Origin of the sequence: Caloramator sp., from assembly GCF_020054765.1 — a bacterium.
GTDB lineage: Bacteria > Bacillota > Clostridia > Clostridiales > Caloramatoraceae > Thermobrachium > Thermobrachium proteoclasticum.
Window position 1 is genome coordinate 54,853 of record NZ_JAIHAO010000006.1, and the last position, 17,763, is coordinate 72,615.

The window sequence follows — 17,763 nt, forward strand, 5'->3', positions numbered from 1 at the left end:
TTTCATACAGTAAATAGAAACCTTTAGAAATTAGGACTTTTTAATGATAGCAATATCACATATAATTTTTAAATAGGTGATATTGCTGTTTTTGTATTATTTTAGTGACGTAAATATAAACTTAGTTTAAAATAATTATAAAATAAAATAATATTTATAGTATGAATGCAGTTTAAAAGGCGAATAGTGTAAAAATAATTCTATTAAAGCTAAATGTAGTAGATATACCACAATCTAAGAGTATGAGCTACAGAGCTATAATATGTTTCAGTCTATCTTAAGGAATCAGTGAGATGGATAATGTAATATTTTTAGAGAATATATTGACAACATCAGGGAAGATGGCTTAATTTTAGGTTACAATGTTATTTGAATAAAGTTAATATAAAAAACAACGATTTTATATTAAAATCCTGTCCAACATTTTTGTATTGCTTCAATGTGATAGAGGAAATTATGTAATACATTTTTTAAACTATAAATAAGATGGAGGGGTATTATGTTTAATCTTTTGGGTACTATTGTAAATGCAATAGCTATTATGGTTGGGAGTTTAGTAGGAATTTTTATTAAAAGGGGTCTTCCAGATAATATAAAGGAAACAGTGATGAAGGGGCTTGCACTTTGTGTGTTGTATTTGGGTTTTTCAGGAACATTAAAGGGCAATAATCCACTTTTAATGATTTTGAGTATTGTAATTGGTGGAGTTGTTGGAGAAGCAATTGATATTGATAAGGCGATTACAAAATTAGGCAACAATATAGAAAAAAGATTTAAGGGCGGAGAGAGTAAAATTTCACAAGGTTTTGTTGCTTCAAGTTTATTGTTTTGTGTAGGTTCAATGGCAATTGTCGGTTCTTTAGAAAGTGGACTTACAGGTAATCATCAGATGCTGTATGCAAAATCAATATTAGATGGTGTAAGTTCTATTATTTTTTCATCAACATTAGGAATAGGAGTTATGATTTCAGCTATATCAGTATTTATTTACCAAGGGTTTATAACTATTTGTGCAGCTTTGCTCAAAGGCATTTTACTTGAAACCGTAGTTGCTAATATGACAGCCATTGGTAGTTTGCTTATAATAGGTATAGGTCTAAATATGCTTGGTATTACAAAAATAAAGGTAGCAAATTTACTTCCAGCAGTATTTATTCCTATAATATATCAATTATTTATAAGATAAAAGGAGGATAAAAGATGAGAGTTAGTAAACTATTTATGCCAACACTAAGGGAAGTTCCATCAGAGGCTGAAATTGCAAGTCATCAATTGATGCTAAGGGCAGCTCTTATGAGGAAATTAGCTTCAGGTGTATATAATTTTCTTCCATTAGGACTTAGAGTATTAAGAAAAATAGAAGAGGTTGTTAGACAAGAAATGAATAGAGAAGGTGCACAGGAAATTCTATGTTCAGCTCTTCTACCTTCAGAATTGTGGAAAGAATCGGGAAGATGGGATGTTTTTGGCCCTGAAATGTTTAAACTTATAGATAGAAATGATAGAGAATTTTGTTTAGGGCCAACTCATGAGGAAATATTTACAGATATTATTAGAAATGAAATAAAGTCATACAAGGATATGCCGCTGAACCTATATCAAATTCAAACAAAATATAGAGATGAAAGAAGACCAAGATTTGGAGTAATGAGAAGTAGAGAGTTCATAATGAAGGATGCATATAGCTTTGATACTTCTTGGGAAGGTTTAGATGAGTCATTTAATAAGATGTATAGGGTATATAACAAAATTTTTGAAAGATGTGGATTGGATTTTAAAGCAGTTGAAGCAGATACAGGTGCTATGGGTGGGACAGGTTCAATGGAGTTTATGGTTAAATCAGATATAGGAGAGGCAGAAGTAGTATTTTGTACATCGTGTGATTATGCGGCAAATATTGAAAAGGCTCCAACCTTTGAAGCCATTATCTCAAACAGTGAAGATATAAAAAATACAGAAAAGATTGAAACACCAAATGTAAGAACAATAGAAGAATTAGTAAAGTTCTTTAATACAACTCCAGAAAAGTTTGCAAAAACATTGATATATAAAGCTGATGATAAAGTTGTTGCAGTTATGGTTAGAGGAGATAGGGATGTAAATGAAACAAAGGTTATTAACCAATTAAAGTGTATAAACTTTGAAATGGCAGATGCAGAAACAGTTAAAAGAGCAACAGGCGCAGATGTTGGTTTTGCAGGTCCTATTGGAATAAAAGTAGATGAGCTATTGATAGATTATGAAGTTAAAAACACAAAAAATATGATTGTTGGTGCAAATGAAACAGGATACCATATCATTAATGCTAATTTTGGAAGAGACTTTAATGGTACAGTTGGTGATTTTAGAAATATAACACAAGGGGATAGATGTCCTAAATGTGGTGGAAGTATAACAATAAATAGGGGGATAGAAGTTGGACATATTTTTAAGTTAGGAACAAAGTATTCTGAAAAGATGAATGCAACATTTGTTGATGAAAAGGGAGAACAAAAACCAATTATTATGGGTTGCTATGGAATAGGAATCAATAGAACAATGGCTGCAATAATTGAACAAAACCATGATGAAAAGGGAATTATATGGCCAATATCTATTGCACCTTATAAAGTAATAGTTGTACCTGTTTCTATGAAGGATGATGAACAAGTTAAGGTGGCAGAGGAGATTTATAACAAGTTAAATGATATGGGGATTGAAGTTTTAATTGATGATAGAGATGAAAGAGCAGGAGTTAAATTTAACGATGCTGACCTAATTGGTATTCCAATTAGAATAACTGTTGGAAAGAAAATTAAAGATGGAATAGTTGAATTTAAACTTAGAAATTCAAGTGAAGTAATAGATATTAAGGTTGAGGATGTTTATAATAGGGTGATTGAGGTAATTAAAGAAAATATAAAGTAAAATTGTTTGGAAATTATAAAAAACAAGAAGGAGAAGGGTATAGAAAAAAATATACATATTTTAATTTGTGATGATAATCAAGCCATTCACGATATAATTGGTGCTTATATAAAGGCTGAAGGTATGACATATTCTTCAGCCTTTGATGGATTGGAAGCACTTGAAATTTTCTAAAAGGAAAAACCTGATTTTGTTATATTAGATATAATGATGCCTAAAATGTTTGGTACGGAAGTATATAAGGAGATAAGAAAAATAAGTGATGTACCAATCTTGATGTTAACTGCAAAGGGAGAGGAGATAGATAGAATTGTTGGACTTGAAATTGGTGCTGACGATTATGTAGTAAAACCATTTTCACCAAGGGAAGTCGTTACAAGGGTAAAGACTATTTTAAAGAGATATCAAGCAAACAATAAAGAAATAAAAGAAAATAAGAAAGTTGTTAAAGTTGATAATTTAGTTGTAGATTTAGAAAAATATTCAATAGAAATAGACAATCATCCTATAGATGCAACACCTAAAGAAATTGAGATTTTATATCTACTTGCAAGTAATATAGGTAAAGTATTTACAAGAGAACAAATTTTATCAACAATATGGGGATATGATTATTTTGGTGATACAAGGGCAGTAGATACGTATATAAAAAGGTTAAGAAAAAAATTACCTGAAAGTGGTGTTAGTTGGGGAATTAAATCTATTTATGGAGTAGGATATAAATTTGAGGTGCAAAGATGAAAAAAGTTTGTTTAATAGATTATTTATAACTATAACCTTAATATTAATAATTGTTTTTTCTATTTCTTTGTTTGTAGGTAGATTTGTAATAGAAAAATACTATATTAATATTAAAGTAGATGAACTAAAACCTGAACTACAAAACATAATTGATGAAATTAATAGTAAAGGGAAAAGTAATGTTAATCTCAATAGATTACCTTTTATTGTGAAAGCTTATGATGTTTATAAAAATGAGATGAATGTTTTTGAGAATCCATTTAAATCAATTAAGGAACATGGTGAAGATAAAGAACCATATTTTGAAGACAATATAAAAAAGTCAATTGAACCATTTATGAATGAAGTTTTTTCAGGTGAGGAGATTGAAAAAATAACCAATCTAGAAGCAATTGAAGGAATATCCATTGTTTTAGGAATACCTATCAGAAAAGATGGACAAATAATAGGAGGAGTGTTTTTATTAAAACCTGTTAGTGATTATATATCTGCATTAAATGGATTTAATATGGTATTTTTATTTATGAGTATATTAATATTAATTATAATATTAATCTTATTATATTTCTCTATAAAACCACTTATAATTCCATTTAAAGATATGGCTTATAGTGCAAAAAAATAGCACAGGGAGATTATAGTGTAAGGATACAAGAAAAAGGATATGGAGAAGTTGAAGAATTAGCAAACAGTTTTAATATTCTTGCTATTAATTTAGAAGAAGCATCTAAGTTGGCAGAGGGGCTTGAAAAAACCAGGAGGGAGTATGTAGCTAATATTTCACACGAATTAAGAACTCCAATAGCTTCTTTAAGAGCTATGAGTGAAACATTATTGGATGGAATGATTAATGATGAGCAAGAAAAACAAAGATATTATCAAATAATGCTGATAGAGTCTATAAGATTGCAAAGATTAATAAATGATATGTTAGAACTTTCAAAACTTCGATCAGGTAATGCATATTTAGAAAAGAGTACAGTAGACATATCAAAACTAATAAATTTAGTTTACCAAAAATTTGATGGTATTGCAGATGATTTAGGAATCGAATTAAAATTAAAAAATCATATAAAAAATTTGCCTTTAACATACACAAATGCTGAAAGAATAGAACAGGTTTTGATTATTTTATTAGATAATGCTTTTAAATTTACCCAAGAAGGTGGTGTAGTTACTATTTCCTCAAATATAGATAATGAAAAGGTAATCATTAGTGTTGAAGATACAGGGGAAGGGATTAAGAAGGAGGATATTCCATATATATTTGAAAGATTTTACAAAGCAGATAAATCCAGAATAACACAGGGTACAGGATTAGGCCTTGCGATAGCAAAACAAATAATAGAGGCATTAGATGAAAAAATTTGGGTTGAGTCTACAATAGGAAAGGGTACTAAATTTAGTTTTACAATAGGAATAAAAAAATAATTTCCTTTTTAAATCAAATTACCGCCATTTTTTTGCCACAATTATATCTTATACTTAAAACATCAAGAGGAAAACAATAAGAAAATGGAGATAATAAAATGAAAAAGTTAACTATTTTAACATTAGGATTAGTATTAACAATTTCAACTTTAGCAGGTTGTGCTAAAACATCACAAAACAATTCAACAAATAATACAAATACAGTTCAAACTCAACAAGGAGCTCCACAAGGAGGAAGACCTATGGGTGGAGGATTAGGTGGTCAATCTATAGATACATCAAAGTACACAAAAAAGTATCTTGATATAGCTTATGCAGATAAGTCACAGAGCCAAAAATTAGATATATATCTACCGAATGAAGGGGATGGACCATTCCCAGTAATCATTGCAATACATGGCGGAGCGTTTAAAATGGGAAATAAGACAGGTGGAGATTTAGCCGCTATGTTTGAAGGATTAAATAGAGGATATGCAGTTATTTCTGTTGATTATAGGTTATCAGGAGAGACTATATTTCCAGCAGCTGTAAATGATATAAAGGCAGCAATAAGATTTATAAGACAAAATGCTTCAAAATACAATTTAAATCCTGATAAGATAGCACTTTGGGGAGATTCAGCAGGTGGAAACTTGGCATCAATTGCAGGAACTACAGGAGGTACAAATGAACTTTATGATACTTCATTTGGATATGCAGATGTTTCAGATGATGTAACTGCAGTTGTTGATTGGTTTGGACCAATTAATTTCTTAGAAATGGATAGCCAGTTTGAGGAATCAGGCATAACACCAAGATTTGGGAAAACAAGCAGTGAATCTTCACCTGAATCTGCATATATTGGAAAGTTAATTACGGAAGCAAAAGACCTTGTTGCAAAGGCAAACCCAGAAACATATATATCAGCTGATGACCCAGCATTCTTTATAGAACATTGGACACAAGATGCAAATGTACTAGTGCAACAATCCATTAATTTTGCACAAAAACTACAATCGGTTTTAGGGGAAGATAAGGTTGAACTTGTTCTTTTAGATGGTGCATCACACGGTGGTCCACAATTTGAAGAAAAGAGTTATTTAGATAAGGTATTTGCATTCCTTGATAAGTATATGAAGTAAATATTAAAATTCATATAAATTGTTGAATATTATATATTATAAAAGGGCAGTTAGCTAATGATAGCTCTCCTTTTATATTTTATCTTAATTAAATTAATAAGTAGTATTTACTTTTGTGTGAAAAAAGTTCATATATATAGTTAGTTTTAAAAGATTGAAAAAAATTTGACTGTGTGGTAAAATTTCAACAAGAAGAAAAAAATTATTAAAATTTTTTTAAAATATACATAAAATGTAAGAAACATTTATATTAAAACATTATTTTAAAAGAAGAGAGAGGATAAAATGGCAGTAAAAATTTTGACGGATAGTACAAGTTATTTAAGTGAAGAAATCTGCAGAGAATTAGACATCAAAAAAATTTCACTTAGTGTATCTTGGAATGATATGAGTGTGAAGGAAGTTGATATCAATAATGAAGATTTTTATCGTATGATGGAAGAAAAGGGAATACCTAAGTCTTCACAGCCTTCCATCGGAGAAATGTTAGAGGAAATGAAAAGGGCTGTAGCCAATGGAGATAGCCTTGTTTGTATATTTCTTTCATCAGAAATGAGCGGTACATATTCATCAGCACTTATGGTAAAAGAGATGGTTCTTGAAGAATATAAGGATGCTCAAATAGAAATTATTGATTCAAGGTCAAATTGTATGCAGCTTGGTTTTGCAGCAATAGTTGGTGCAAGAGCTGCAAAGGAAGGCAAAACACTAAATGAGGTTGTTGAATTAGTTAAGCAAAACTTAAGACGAAGCAGATTCCTATTTATCCCAGATAATCTTGAATATTTGAAAAAAGGTGGTAGAATAGGTGGTGCTAAAGCACTTATAGGTAATCTTTTAAAGATTATTCCAATATTAACAGTTGAGGATGGAAAAACTGCAATCCTAACTAAGGTTAGAACGAAGAAAAATGCTGTATCTGCAATGATAAATAAGTTAGTTAAGGATAGTTCTATTTATGGTCTTAAGGAAATAGTTGTTCATCATATCAATTGCTATGCAGAGGCATTAGACCTTTCAAAATTGATAGAAGAAAAGCTTGGAGTTAAAGCTGATATTATAGATATTGGTCCTGTAATTGGACTACACGTAGGTCCAGGTGCAATAGGGTTTGTTTACTATACTGAAAAGGATATGAGATAATATCAATAATATGTTAAAAAGCCTTGTTTTTTCAAGGTTTTTTTATTTTATAGAAATGTTTATATTGTTTATGTCTTATTTAAAAACTTATTTTTCTTGAAATAATATTTGTAAAGCAATATAATTGTTAACAAATAATAATTTTCTAAAGAGGTATTTGTATGGAGTTTTATAGTGAGGTGATATTATGAATTTTTCTAAATTTAGTCCAGTAATATTAGCATTATTTGGAACACTTTTTACTTGGTTTTTAACAGCTTTAGAGTCTGGGATGGTTTTTATATTTAAAGAACTTAATAGAAAAGTATTAGATGGAATGCTTGGATTTGCAGCAGGAGTTATGATTGCTGCAAGCTTTTGGTCTCTTTTAAATCCAGCCATTGAAATGGCTGAGAATATGGGAATTATTCCTTGGGTTCCTGCTGTTATAGGATTTTTATTAGGAGGCTTCTTTTTAAGAGCAGTAGATATGTTTATGCCACATCTACATATGTTTTCAGATGAGGCAGAGGGGATAAAGACAAGCTTAAAAAGAAGCATACTTCTTGTACTTGCTATAACACTGCACAACATTCCAGAAGGGCTTGCGGTTGGAGTTGCATTTGGTGCTTTAAATAATGGAGATGCATCGGCTAATTTGGCAGGGGCGATTGCACTTGCAATAGGAATTGGGCTTCAAAACTTTCCAGAGGGAGCAGCAGTTTCTATTCCACTTAGAAGAGAAGGATTATCACGATTTAAAAGTTTTATGTATGGTCAGGCATCTGGGGTAGTAGAGCCAATTGCAGCTGTTATTGGTGCATCTTTAGTTGTCTATATGAAAGGTATATTACCCTATGCATTATCCTTTGCAGCCGGTGCAATGATATTTGTAGTTGTTGAGGAGCTTATTCCAGAATCACAGGCAGGAGAACATACGCATATAGCCACATTAGGAACTATGATGGGATTTGCTGTTATGATGCTTTTAGATGTGGCTTTGGGATAAAATACATTATATATAAGGAGAGTTGGGATATATACCCAACTTTTTTAATCGTATTTGTAACTCTATAACATATTAATTAAAGGCAAATAAATTTAAAAAATGTACTTAATTAATAGTTTAGTAAATATTTATATAATATGAATTTAATTTTTGTGGGGGAGTTTTATGTCAGAGAATTTAAGAGGTACGATAGAGATAATATTTAATATTACTTATTTATTTTTAATATGGTTAATGGTTGTAAAGATGAAATTAAATAAAGAAAAATTAAAAAATAAGCAACAAAAAGTGGGGGGATATTTACTTTTAGCATTCTTTTTACTTGCTCTTGGAGATACAGGACACGTTGGATTTAGAGCATATGCATATATGTTAGGGGGAATAGAAAAGTATTCGGTATTAGTTGGATATGGTGCCTTAGCGACAGCAATTACGGTAACATTATTTTACATTGTTTTTCTATATGTTTGGAGATATAGATTTAACAAGGAGTTTGGAATATTTCACTATTTTTTAATAGCATTAGGTATTTTAAGAATATTTATTTTATTTTTACCTCAAAATAATTGGTCAAGTTTAAACCAGCCATATATTTGGTCTCTTATAAGAAATATCCCTCTTGCAGTTCAAGGCTTGAGTGTTGCCTCTTTGATGTATATTGATGCACAAAAGGCTAAAGATATAACCTTTAGATGGATAAGTATTATGATTTTTGTATCTTACGCCTGTTATATACCTGTAATACTTTTTAATAATATAAACCCAATGATAGGATTATTGATGATACCAAAGACAATTGCATATATTTTAGCAGGATATATAGGTTATAGAGGAGTATATAAACCTTAAATCCATATCCTGCTTATTGTTTTTATGATAATGCAACAAAATCAATAAGAAAGCAGGATTGGGATGATTTTATCAGACAGTTGAAATAGTATTTTTTTAGAATTTATTATAGATTCCTTCTTAGTTTATTTAAAAATTATAGCTGAGAAGGAATTTTTTCAATAGTTTATATGCTATAAATTAAAGTATTAACAAAAATATAAATAGGTAAAAATTCATTACATAGAAGGAATAATAAATTTTTACACGAATATATATTGATAAAAGTATATAAAATTAGAATAAATTTATATAAAATAATTTTTAACTAAAACAAGAAATGTACCTTATAAAATTAGGGGATGGAGGGGGTAATGTGAGGATTGAGGAATTTACATTTAAAGATAAGCAGAATGTAGAAATTTTTACATACAAGTGGCTTCCAGATGAGGATAAAAGGATTAAAGGTGTAATTCAGATAGCACACGGAATGGCTGAAACGGCTGCAAGATATGAGAGATTTGCAGAATTTATAACTAACGAAGGGTATGTAGTGTACGCAAATGACCATAGGGGGCACGGCAAAACAGCTAAATGTATTGAAAATGTAGGTTATATAGGCAGAGATGGATTCTACTGGATGATAGAGGATATGAAACAATTAAATGATATTATTAAAAAAGAATATTCTAATATTCCAGTATATTTAATGGGACATAGTATGGGATCATTTCTTTCACAGGGATATATTCAAAAGTATGGTGATAGCATAGATGGAGTAATTTTATCAGGAACTGCAGGTAAACAGGGATTTTTATTGGAATTTGGAATACTTATTGCAAAACTTGAGATGAAAAGAAAAGGTGAGAGATGGCAGAGTAACTTATTAAATAAACTATCCTTTGGAAATTATAATAAATCATTTAAGCCCACAAAAACAGAGTTTGATTGGTTGAGCAGTGATGAAAAAGAGGTAGAAAAGTACATAAATGACCCATTTTGCGGAACAGTATTTACATCAAGCTTTTTCTACGACTTTTTAAAGGGACTCAAGATGATACATCAAAATAGGAATATGGCTAAAATACCAAAGGACTTACCTATTTATATTTTTGCAGGTGAACTTGATCCAGTAGGAAATAATTGCAAAACTATTAGATGGCTGATAGAAAGATATAGAAAATTAGGAATTAAGGATATAGAGTATAAGTTCTACAAAAACGGAAGACACGAGATGTTAAATGAAATTAATCGTGATGAAGTTATGAGGGATATTTTAATATGGCTTGAATCACATAAAAATAAGTGATATGGTTGTCATATCACTTATTTTTATTAATTTATTTTTTTTTGTAATTTTATTTGTCCATAATTAGGTATTATTAGTTTTAACAATTTGTGTTCTTCGTAAGAGCTTATTTTAAAATTAGTTGATATTGTAGTTTTGCCGTCATTAGTATTCATAGAACAGATATTTGTTTTATATTCGTTGCCATTTTCATCGATAAGTATTAGATTGTCTATAGGGAACTCTTTATTTTCATATACTTGATTTACGTTAAAGATAATATTAAGTGAAGTAGGCTCAGCTTTAATAGAAACTATATCTATATTCGGTATACTGTTTAAAGCACTATAATTATATTCTTTAACATACTCAAAATTATTTTGTATTAATTTTAAAGTCCAGTTACCCTTTATTGAAGTTTTATTATTTTTATATAATATGTTGACTTTATCTACTTTTATAACTGCTTCTTCTATTTTAGGTATAGAACTATCACAGGATTCAAGAATTGTGTCATACTGTATTTCACCATTTTCTAAATTGAGTAGTTCAAATTTGTCTTCTATACTTGATATAATTGATTTTTTTATATTTAAATTTTCTTCTTCAGTATAACCAGATTGTCCAATATAATTACCATTTTTATCGATAATGCTATAACTTAAGTATATTTTTTCTATATCTCCTTTTAATAATGATAAATCTTCAATTTTTATTTTAAAACTTATACCTATTTTATTAGAATCAGCAAAATAGCTTTGTAATTTTATTGATATATCATTATTAGTTGTTTCTGATTCTGTTCTATTTATATAACCATTATTAATAGCTGTTTCAATACCTTTGTCGTTAAAATTTAAAAATGATTTTATTACACTTGCTATTACATCATTTGATAGAATAGCACAAACCATAAGTAAACACATAGCAGCAGCAATTGTATTTTTAAAATATTTTTTTCTTTTATTTTTCTTTCTTATTGATTCATATGCATTATCTATTGATGTTCTAACCTTATCAGAAATTGTACATTCACTATTCAAAACCTTTGATAATTCAGTTTCAAAATCATATCTCATTTAATATCACTCCTTCATTATCTAAAAAATATTTCTCTCTCAAAATGGTTTTTGCTCTTGATAATCTTGATTTAATTGTACCTTCAGGTTCATTAGTTAATTCACTTATTTCCCTTATGTTAAAGCCAGCAATGTAATAAAGAACTAACACCAATTTATATTCTTTATTTAAAGTATTTAGTGCATCATTTAATTCAACTTTAAAAAATTCGTTATTGTTTTTATTCTTTTGAGGTAATATATCTTCTACAGGGATAATTTTTTTATTCTTATTTAAAATAGAATTACATTTATTAATGAGAATTTTGCATATCCAAGTATTAAAATATTTTTCATTTTTAAGTGTTTTTATGTTTTCATATGCTGTAATAATTGTATCTTGAAGTGCATCTGCGACATCATCTTCATTAATAAGCATACGTTTTGCAACTTTATAAAGAACTATTTCATACTGCTTCATAAGATTAATAAAGGCTTCTTCATCTCCTTTTTTAGCCTTTTTAACCATCAACGATATTTCCAAACTATTGCACTCCCTTCTAAGTGTAGTCTAATATGTGCACATATTGTTTCATTCACTTTATTAGATAAATAATAAACTTATTTAGTTGCATAACTTTAAAAAATATTATCAATTATGTATGTTGTTATTATACGTTATAATTAATAAAGTTAAAATAAAAAAGAGATAGTAATATCAATCACTACATTATTGGCATAAGATAATAACCTTTACAAAATAGATTTATGTGTTAGAATAAAATTAAAAGCAATGTTCATTTTTTAGGAGGAATTATGAGTATTAAAAAGGATATGGTTTTGCTTGATATTTTAGAAAAATATCCAGAGACAGAAGATGTTTTTCATATGTATGATGAGAGAGCAGGTGTATGTATTATGTGTTCTCATCTATTTGACTCATTAGAATCTGTAACAGAAAAATATAGTATAGAATTAGATGAAATATTAGATAAACTAAATAGAGCTATTAATAGTTAAATTTATAATATTAAGAGGTGAGTAAATGTATACTTGTGCATCCTGTAATGAACATTATTGTAGAAGAGGAGAATTAGAAAAAACACCCTCAAACTGTCCTTGTAATGAAACTGCAGAAGTTGAGAAATTTAAGGAATTATATTTACAGGAGGAAAATTATAAATTAGCTTATAATTCTGCTTTGGTGGAGGCAGAGGGTTATTGTAAAAAAACCAGACTTGAAGAAATAATGGATTTTGCAAATAAATGTGATTTTAAAAAATTAGGAATCGCATTTTGTGTTGGTTTAAACCAAGAAGCTAAAAAGTTAGCTCAAATACTGAAGGAAAATGGATTTGAGGTATGTTCTATTATATGTAAAAACGGAAGTATTCCTAAAGAATTTTTGAATATTAAAGAACATCAAAAAGTTAGACCAGGTAACTTTGAAGCAATTTGTAATCCAATAGGACAAGCGATGTTTTTAAACAATGAAAAAACAGATTTAAATATAATATTAGGGCTTTGTGTAGGTCACGATTCGTTGTTTATAAAATATTCAGAGGCACCTGTGACTGTTTTTGCAGTTAAGGATAGAGTATTGGCACACAACCCATTAGGTGCACTTTACCTTTCAGATAGCTATTATAAGGATAAATTGCATAAAAAGTAATATAACTATTTAAAATTTATATAAGGAGGTACAGAATATGAATTGGAAATTTGAAGATGGACGTATATATAGTGTGGATGATAAGGGTGAATTAATGGCAGAGACAACTTATGTTTTAAAAGAAAATGGAGAAGTTGATATTGACCATACCTATGTTAATCCAGTTTTGAGAGGACAGGGTATAGCCTCAAAAATGATGGAGGTTGTTGCAGAATTTTTAAGAGAAAAAGGATTAAAGGCAACAGCAAGTTGTTCTTATGCAAATAATTGGCTTCAAAAGAACAAAGAAAAATATTCAGATATAATATCAAAGGAAATTGAAAATGAAGCTATTGCCTGCAAAATAGGTGGAAAACATTAATAGAAACAAAAAAGTTGAGGTACTTAATACCTCAACTTTTTTGTTTCTACTGTGCTTCAGAGAAAATTTCAATCATAGATACATAAACCATAGCACAAGCATAAAAGCCAAGACTTATTGAAAGAAATTTAGTAAAGGTGTTTTTTAGTCATTTTTTTATCAAAGTTGAAAAGGAAATCTTTAAAATTTGTAGAATATTTGTAATATAAGTTTTATTTTAAACTTTAAATATATTATGTGCTACTTTAATTATTATTTTCATAAATATTTTATAGATGGAGGTGCGGGAGTGTGAATACCTATAAAATTATTGAAATTAAAGAAAGTGTTTTCTCTAATAATGATAAACAAGCAGATAAACTCAGGGAAGAGTTAAAAAACAAAAAGACATTCTTACTAAATCTTATGTCTTCACCTGGTTCAGGTAAAACTACTACTGTTTTAAGAACAATAGAAGCATTAAAGGATGAAATGAAGATAGGTGTTATGGAGGCAGATATTGATTCTGATGTTGATGCAAGCTTAGTTGCAAAAACTGGTGCAAAGGTAATACAGTTACATACAGGAGGAATGTGTCATCTTGACGCAGATATGACAAAACAAGGATTAGATGCACTTGAGGCAGATGGACTTGATTTAGTTATACTTGAAAACGTAGGAAATCTTGTTTGCCCAGCAGAGTTTGATACTGGCTCCTCAAAAAATGCAATGATTTTAAGTGTTCCAGAGGGAGATGATAAACCACTAAAATATCCTTTGATGTTTTCAGTTGTAGATGTTCTTTTAATAAATAAGATTGATGCAATGTGTATATTTGATTTTGATATTGAGAAGGTAAAGGAGCGTGTTAAAAAATTAAATCCAAACATAAAGGTTATACCAATCTCTGCAAAAACAGGGGAGGGGTTTGATGAATGGATAGATTGGTTAAGAAATGAGGTAAAGGCTTGGAAGGAATAATTTTTGAAGGGGGATAAAATTATGGTAAAAGAAAAGGTACTTGATTTAGCAAACAAGATAAGCAGAACAAAGCGTGGTTCAAAGGATGAAATTACTCCAAATGACCCAGAATACAAAATATTAGAGCCTATAATTACTGAGGAGATGGCAGAGGTAGGATTGTGCCTTGAGCTTAGAAAACCACAAAGTGCAGAAGAAATTAGTAAAAAATGTGGCAAATCTTTAGAGGAGACAGAAAGGTTACTTTGGGAATTAGCAAAAGCTGGAGCAGCATTTGTAAATAAAATTGATGGAGTGGATAAGTTTTGGCACGAGATTTGGGTTCCAGGTCATATGGAGATGATAGTTAACAATAAAGAAAACGCAAAAAAATATCCACAGCTTGGTATGGCCTTTGATGCATATGGTAAAAAGAGAGGACCTAAGGCGGCAGGTAATGTGCCAGTAGGACTTGGCCCAATGCGTGTAATTCCAATTGAACACGCAATTGAAGGCGAAACAAGAAGGGCTTCCTTTGAAGAAATTTCAAAATATCTAAATGAAAACACAATTTTTTCAGTTTCTGATTGTTCCTGCCGTACCGCAAGAGAGGCAATGGGAGAGGGATGTGGCCATTTAAAGGAGGATATGTGTATTCAACTTGGACATGCAGCTGAATATTATATTAGAACAGGAAGAGGAAGGCAGATTACTCGTGAAGAGGCCTTTGAAATTATAAAAAGAGCAGAAGAAAATGGGTTGATGCATTGCATTCCAAACACAGATGGGCCAGGAAAAACTCACGCTATCTGCAACTGCTGTGGCTGTGGATGTTTTGCTGTAAGAATTGCAAATATGTTTGTAAACCCTGATATGGTGCGTTCAAACTATGTTTCTCAGGTTGATAAGGATAAGTGTGTTGCCTGTGGAGAGTGTGTAGAAAACTGTCCAACAAATGCCTTAAAACTTGGTCAAAAGTTGTGTTCTAAAAATCCTATTCCTGAGAAGAAAAGAGAACTTCCCTATGATACTGAATGGGGACCTGACAAGTGGAATGTAGATTATCGTACTAATAGAAGGGTAGTGTTAGAGACTGGTTCAAGTCCTTGCAAAGCAGAATGCCCAGCCCATATTGGTATTCAAGGATATATAAAGCTTGCGGCACAGGGAAGATATACAGAGGCACTTGAACTTATAAAGAAGGAAAATCCATTCCCAGCAGTATGTGGACGTGTATGCCCAAGATATTGTGAATCAGCTTGTACGAGAGGAGATATAGATGATCCTGTTGCTATAGATGAAATTAAAAAGTTTATTGCAGAACAGGATTTAAATAAAGAAAGAAGATATATTCCAAAAAAGAGACACAACTATGGTAAAAAGATTGCAGTAATTGGAGCAGGTCCTGCAGGATTATCTTGTGCTTATTATCTTGCAATAGATGGTTATAAAGTGACTGTCTTTGAAAAGGAAAAGGTATTAGGAGGAATGTTAACTTTAGGAATACCATCCTTTAGACTTGAGAAGGATGTTGTTAATGCTGAAATAGATATATTAAGAGAATTGGGTGTAGAGTTTAAAACAGGTGTTGAAGTTGGTAAGGATATTAAGTTAGATGATTTAAGAAAACAAGGTTTTGAAGCCTTCTATATTGCAATTGGCGCTCAAGCTGGAAGAAGACTTAAAATTGAAGGAGAGGAAGCAGAGGGAGTAATAACTGGTGTTGATTTCTTACGCAGTGTAAATTTAGGAGAGCTTAAAAATCTAAATGGCAATGTTGTTGTGATAGGAGGAGGAAATGTTGCAATAGACGTTGCAAGAACAGCTGTAAGAGTTGGGGCTTTAAATACTTCTATGTATTGCTTAGAGAAGAAGGAGGAGATGCCAGCTCTAAAGGAAGAAATAGAGGAGGCGGAATCAGAGGGAATTGTAATAAATAACTCTTGGGGACCAAAACGTATCATTACAGAGAATGGTAGAGTCATTGGGGTTGAGTTTAAAAAATGTGTTTCAGTATTTGATGAGAATAAGAAGTTTAATCCAAAATATGATGAAAATGAAACAAAGGTAGTAAAGGCTGATTATGTTCTAATTTCAGTAGGCCAAGCAATTGATTGGGGAGGATTAATTGAAGGTACAAAAATTGAGATTAATCCAAACAATACAATAAAGGTTGACCCAGATACTTATCAAACAGGAGAAAAGGATGTATTTGCAGGTGGAGATATTGTAACAGGACCAAAGTTTGCAATAGATGCAATAGCTATGGGAAAAGAAGGAGCAATATCAATACATCGATATGTACACCCTGGACAGAGTTTAGTTCTTGGTAGAACAAAAAGAAATTATAAGCCCTTTGATAAAGAAAATGTTGTACTTGAGGGTTATGACAGAATGCCAAGGCAAAGACCCCTTCACGTTGATGGAGATAAAGCAAAGGCAACATTGAGGGATTTACGTGGTACATTTACAGAAGAACAGGTTAAAAAGGAAACAGAACGTTGTTTGAGCTGTGGTGCAACAGTTGTTGATGAATTTATGTGTATAGGGTGTGGACAATGTGTTACAAAATGTAAATTTGATGCAATCAAGCTTGTTAAAAAGTACGATGCACAAAACCCAGAGTTTAGCAAAATGAAATCAACAATAGTTAAATATGCTCTAAAACGAAAAATTAGGATTACTCTTAAAAAGCCTTTAAAGTATATGCAGTCTGTTTTCACAAGAAAAAAATAGAGGTTTTTTATAGAAAGTAGTTAATATGACGCTCAAGTTTTTAATAGATTATATATTGTCGCCAGCATTTAAGTTGGCGACAATATTGTAAGCTAAAAATTTTAAAGAGAGGTGTTAATATGCACGAATTAGGTGTTATAATTGAGGTTGTGAAATTTGTTGAGGATTTTGCAAAGAAAAATAAGTTAACAAAAATAGATACTCTTGTTCTTCAAATAGGAGAGCTTTCAGCTATGATTCCAAGATATATTGAGGCTTGTTATCCAGCTGCAGTAGACGGCACAATGCTTCAAGATACACAATTGAAAATTGAAATTTTACCTGCAAATGCAATATGTAAAGAATGTGGTAGTGTATTTAATGTTATTCAAAATAATAAGGTATGTCCTAAATGTAAAAGCGAAGTTTGGGAACTTCTCTGTGGAAGGGAGTTTATGATAAAGGAAATTGTAGCCTATTAATATAGGTATTTCCCCTCTTGATAGGTGTTAAATTTTATTAATAAAAAACAATATCTGCATTAATGTTTTGTCATAAATTCAATTGCAAA

The 17,763-nt window shown here is 30.4% G+C and carries 17 protein-coding genes and 1 pseudogene; 16 read left to right on the top strand and 2 right to left on the bottom strand.

Going from position 1 to position 17,763, the window contains the following annotated elements:
• Positions 1 to 499: 499 nt before the first annotated feature.
• The 10 genes and pseudogenes from JG776_RS03550 (at position 500) to JG776_RS03595 (ending at position 10,468) form a co-directional block, all read left to right on the top strand.
• Positions 500 to 1,186 (top strand): DUF554 domain-containing protein, encoded by a 687-nt coding sequence (locus tag JG776_RS03550; protein ID WP_291964760.1) that lies wholly within the window; start codon positions 500 to 502, stop codon positions 1,184 to 1,186.
• A 14-nt stretch (positions 1,187 to 1,200) separates the two neighbouring features.
• Positions 1,201 to 2,907, top strand: coding sequence for a proline--tRNA ligase (locus tag JG776_RS03555; RefSeq protein ID WP_291964761.1), 1,707 nt, complete (start codon positions 1,201 to 1,203; stop codon positions 2,905 to 2,907).
• Positions 2,908 to 2,946: 39 nt separating this feature from the next.
• Positions 2,947 to 3,648: pseudogene (locus JG776_RS03560) on the top strand (response regulator transcription factor).
• The gene (locus JG776_RS03565; protein WP_291964763.1) at positions 3,632 to 4,273 is read left to right on the top strand and encodes a hypothetical protein; all 642 of its coding nucleotides are present in this window, start codon (positions 3,632 to 3,634) and stop codon (positions 4,271 to 4,273) included. Before JG776_RS03560 ends, JG776_RS03565 begins: the two are co-directional and overlap by 17 nt.
• Positions 4,274 to 4,380: 107 nt before the next feature.
• Positions 4,381 to 5,079, top strand: a complete 699-nt coding sequence (locus JG776_RS03570; RefSeq protein WP_291964765.1) for an ATP-binding protein — start codon at positions 4,381 to 4,383, stop codon at positions 5,077 to 5,079.
• Positions 5,080 to 5,177: 98 nt separating this feature from the next.
• Positions 5,178 to 6,200 (top strand): alpha/beta hydrolase, encoded by a 1,023-nt coding sequence (locus JG776_RS03575; protein WP_291964767.1) that lies wholly within the window; start codon positions 5,178 to 5,180, stop codon positions 6,198 to 6,200.
• 285 nt (positions 6,201 to 6,485) lie between these two features.
• On the top strand, positions 6,486 to 7,343 hold the full coding sequence (locus JG776_RS03580) for a DegV family protein (RefSeq protein ID WP_291964769.1): 858 nt from the start codon (positions 6,486 to 6,488) through the stop codon (positions 7,341 to 7,343).
• A 184-nt stretch (positions 7,344 to 7,527) separates the two neighbouring features.
• The gene (locus JG776_RS03585; protein ID WP_291964851.1) at positions 7,528 to 8,331 is read left to right on the top strand and encodes a ZIP family metal transporter; all 804 of its coding nucleotides are present in this window, start codon (positions 7,528 to 7,530) and stop codon (positions 8,329 to 8,331) included.
• A 165-nt stretch (positions 8,332 to 8,496) separates the two neighbouring features.
• Positions 8,497 to 9,180, top strand: a complete 684-nt coding sequence (locus JG776_RS03590) for a hypothetical protein (RefSeq protein ID WP_291964770.1) — start codon at positions 8,497 to 8,499, stop codon at positions 9,178 to 9,180.
• Positions 9,181 to 9,535: 355 nt separating this feature from the next.
• Positions 9,536 to 10,468, top strand: coding sequence for an alpha/beta hydrolase (locus tag JG776_RS03595; RefSeq protein ID WP_291964772.1), 933 nt, complete (start codon positions 9,536 to 9,538; stop codon positions 10,466 to 10,468).
• Between the two features lie 26 nt (positions 10,469 to 10,494).
• Here the strand turns inward: JG776_RS03595 and JG776_RS03600 are convergent, their stop codons facing one another.
• Together JG776_RS03600 and JG776_RS03605 are read right to left on the bottom strand one after the other, a co-directional pair.
• Complete coding sequence (locus tag JG776_RS03600; protein ID WP_291964774.1) at positions 10,495 to 11,526, bottom strand: DUF4179 domain-containing protein; 1,032 nt, start codon at positions 11,524 to 11,526, stop codon at positions 10,495 to 10,497.
• Positions 11,516 to 12,049 carry a sigma-70 family RNA polymerase sigma factor gene (locus JG776_RS03605; RefSeq protein ID WP_291964776.1) on the bottom strand — a complete coding sequence of 178 codons (534 nt, stop codon included), beginning with the start codon at positions 12,047 to 12,049 and terminating at the stop codon, positions 11,516 to 11,518. Before JG776_RS03605 ends, JG776_RS03600 begins: the two co-directional genes overlap by 11 nt.
• A gap of 272 nt (positions 12,050 to 12,321) precedes the next feature.
• Between JG776_RS03605 and JG776_RS03610 the strand changes: the two genes are divergently transcribed.
• From JG776_RS03610 to JG776_RS03640, 6 genes are all read left to right on the top strand, one after another.
• A complete protein-coding gene (locus tag JG776_RS03610; protein ID WP_291964778.1) occupies positions 12,322 to 12,525 on the top strand; it encodes a hypothetical protein in 204 nt (67 codons plus the stop codon).
• A 25-nt stretch (positions 12,526 to 12,550) separates the two neighbouring features.
• The gene (locus JG776_RS03615; RefSeq protein ID WP_291964779.1) at positions 12,551 to 13,177 is read left to right on the top strand and encodes a DUF1847 domain-containing protein; all 627 of its coding nucleotides are present in this window, start codon (positions 12,551 to 12,553) and stop codon (positions 13,175 to 13,177) included.
• 37 nt (positions 13,178 to 13,214) lie between these two features.
• Complete coding sequence (locus tag JG776_RS03620) at positions 13,215 to 13,538, top strand: GNAT family N-acetyltransferase (protein WP_291964781.1); 324 nt, start codon at positions 13,215 to 13,217, stop codon at positions 13,536 to 13,538.
• A gap of 291 nt (positions 13,539 to 13,829) precedes the next feature.
• Positions 13,830 to 14,498 (top strand): hydrogenase nickel incorporation protein HypB, encoded by a 669-nt coding sequence (gene hypB / locus JG776_RS03630; RefSeq protein ID WP_291964783.1) that lies wholly within the window; start codon positions 13,830 to 13,832, stop codon positions 14,496 to 14,498.
• A 21-nt stretch (positions 14,499 to 14,519) separates the two neighbouring features.
• Positions 14,520 to 17,213, top strand: a complete 2,694-nt coding sequence (locus JG776_RS03635) for an FAD-dependent oxidoreductase (protein ID WP_291964785.1) — start codon at positions 14,520 to 14,522, stop codon at positions 17,211 to 17,213.
• Positions 17,214 to 17,332: 119 nt separating this feature from the next.
• Positions 17,333 to 17,674 carry a hydrogenase maturation nickel metallochaperone HypA gene (locus JG776_RS03640; RefSeq protein ID WP_291964787.1) on the top strand — a complete coding sequence of 114 codons (342 nt, stop codon included), beginning with the start codon at positions 17,333 to 17,335 and terminating at the stop codon, positions 17,672 to 17,674.
• Positions 17,675 to 17,763: the final 89 nt, after the last annotated feature.

Excerpts from the sequence above, each read along its gene's own strand:
- JG776_RS03550 (WP_291964760.1), top strand. The coding sequence starts at position 500 with ATGTTTAATCTTTTGGGTACTATTGTAAATGCAATAGCTATTATGGTT.
- JG776_RS03555 (WP_291964761.1), top strand. The coding sequence starts at position 1,201 with ATGAGAGTTAGTAAACTATTTATGCCAACACTAAGGGAAGTTCCATCA.
- JG776_RS03575 (WP_291964767.1), top strand. The coding sequence starts at position 5,178 with ATGAAAAAGTTAACTATTTTAACATTAGGATTAGTATTAACAATTTCA.
- JG776_RS03580 (WP_291964769.1), top strand. The coding sequence starts at position 6,486 with ATGGCAGTAAAAATTTTGACGGATAGTACAAGTTATTTAAGTGAAGAA.
- JG776_RS03590 (WP_291964770.1), top strand. The coding sequence starts at position 8,497 with ATGTCAGAGAATTTAAGAGGTACGATAGAGATAATATTTAATATTACT.
- JG776_RS03600 (WP_291964774.1), bottom strand. The coding sequence starts at position 11,526 with ATGAGATATGATTTTGAAACTGAATTATCAAAGGTTTTGAATAGTGAA.
- JG776_RS03610 (WP_291964778.1), top strand. The coding sequence starts at position 12,322 with ATGAGTATTAAAAAGGATATGGTTTTGCTTGATATTTTAGAAAAATAT.
- JG776_RS03615 (WP_291964779.1), top strand. The coding sequence starts at position 12,551 with ATGTATACTTGTGCATCCTGTAATGAACATTATTGTAGAAGAGGAGAA.
- JG776_RS03620 (WP_291964781.1), top strand. The coding sequence starts at position 13,215 with ATGAATTGGAAATTTGAAGATGGACGTATATATAGTGTGGATGATAAG.
- JG776_RS03635 (WP_291964785.1), top strand. The coding sequence starts at position 14,520 with ATGGTAAAAGAAAAGGTACTTGATTTAGCAAACAAGATAAGCAGAACA.
- JG776_RS03640 (WP_291964787.1), top strand. The coding sequence starts at position 17,333 with ATGCACGAATTAGGTGTTATAATTGAGGTTGTGAAATTTGTTGAGGAT.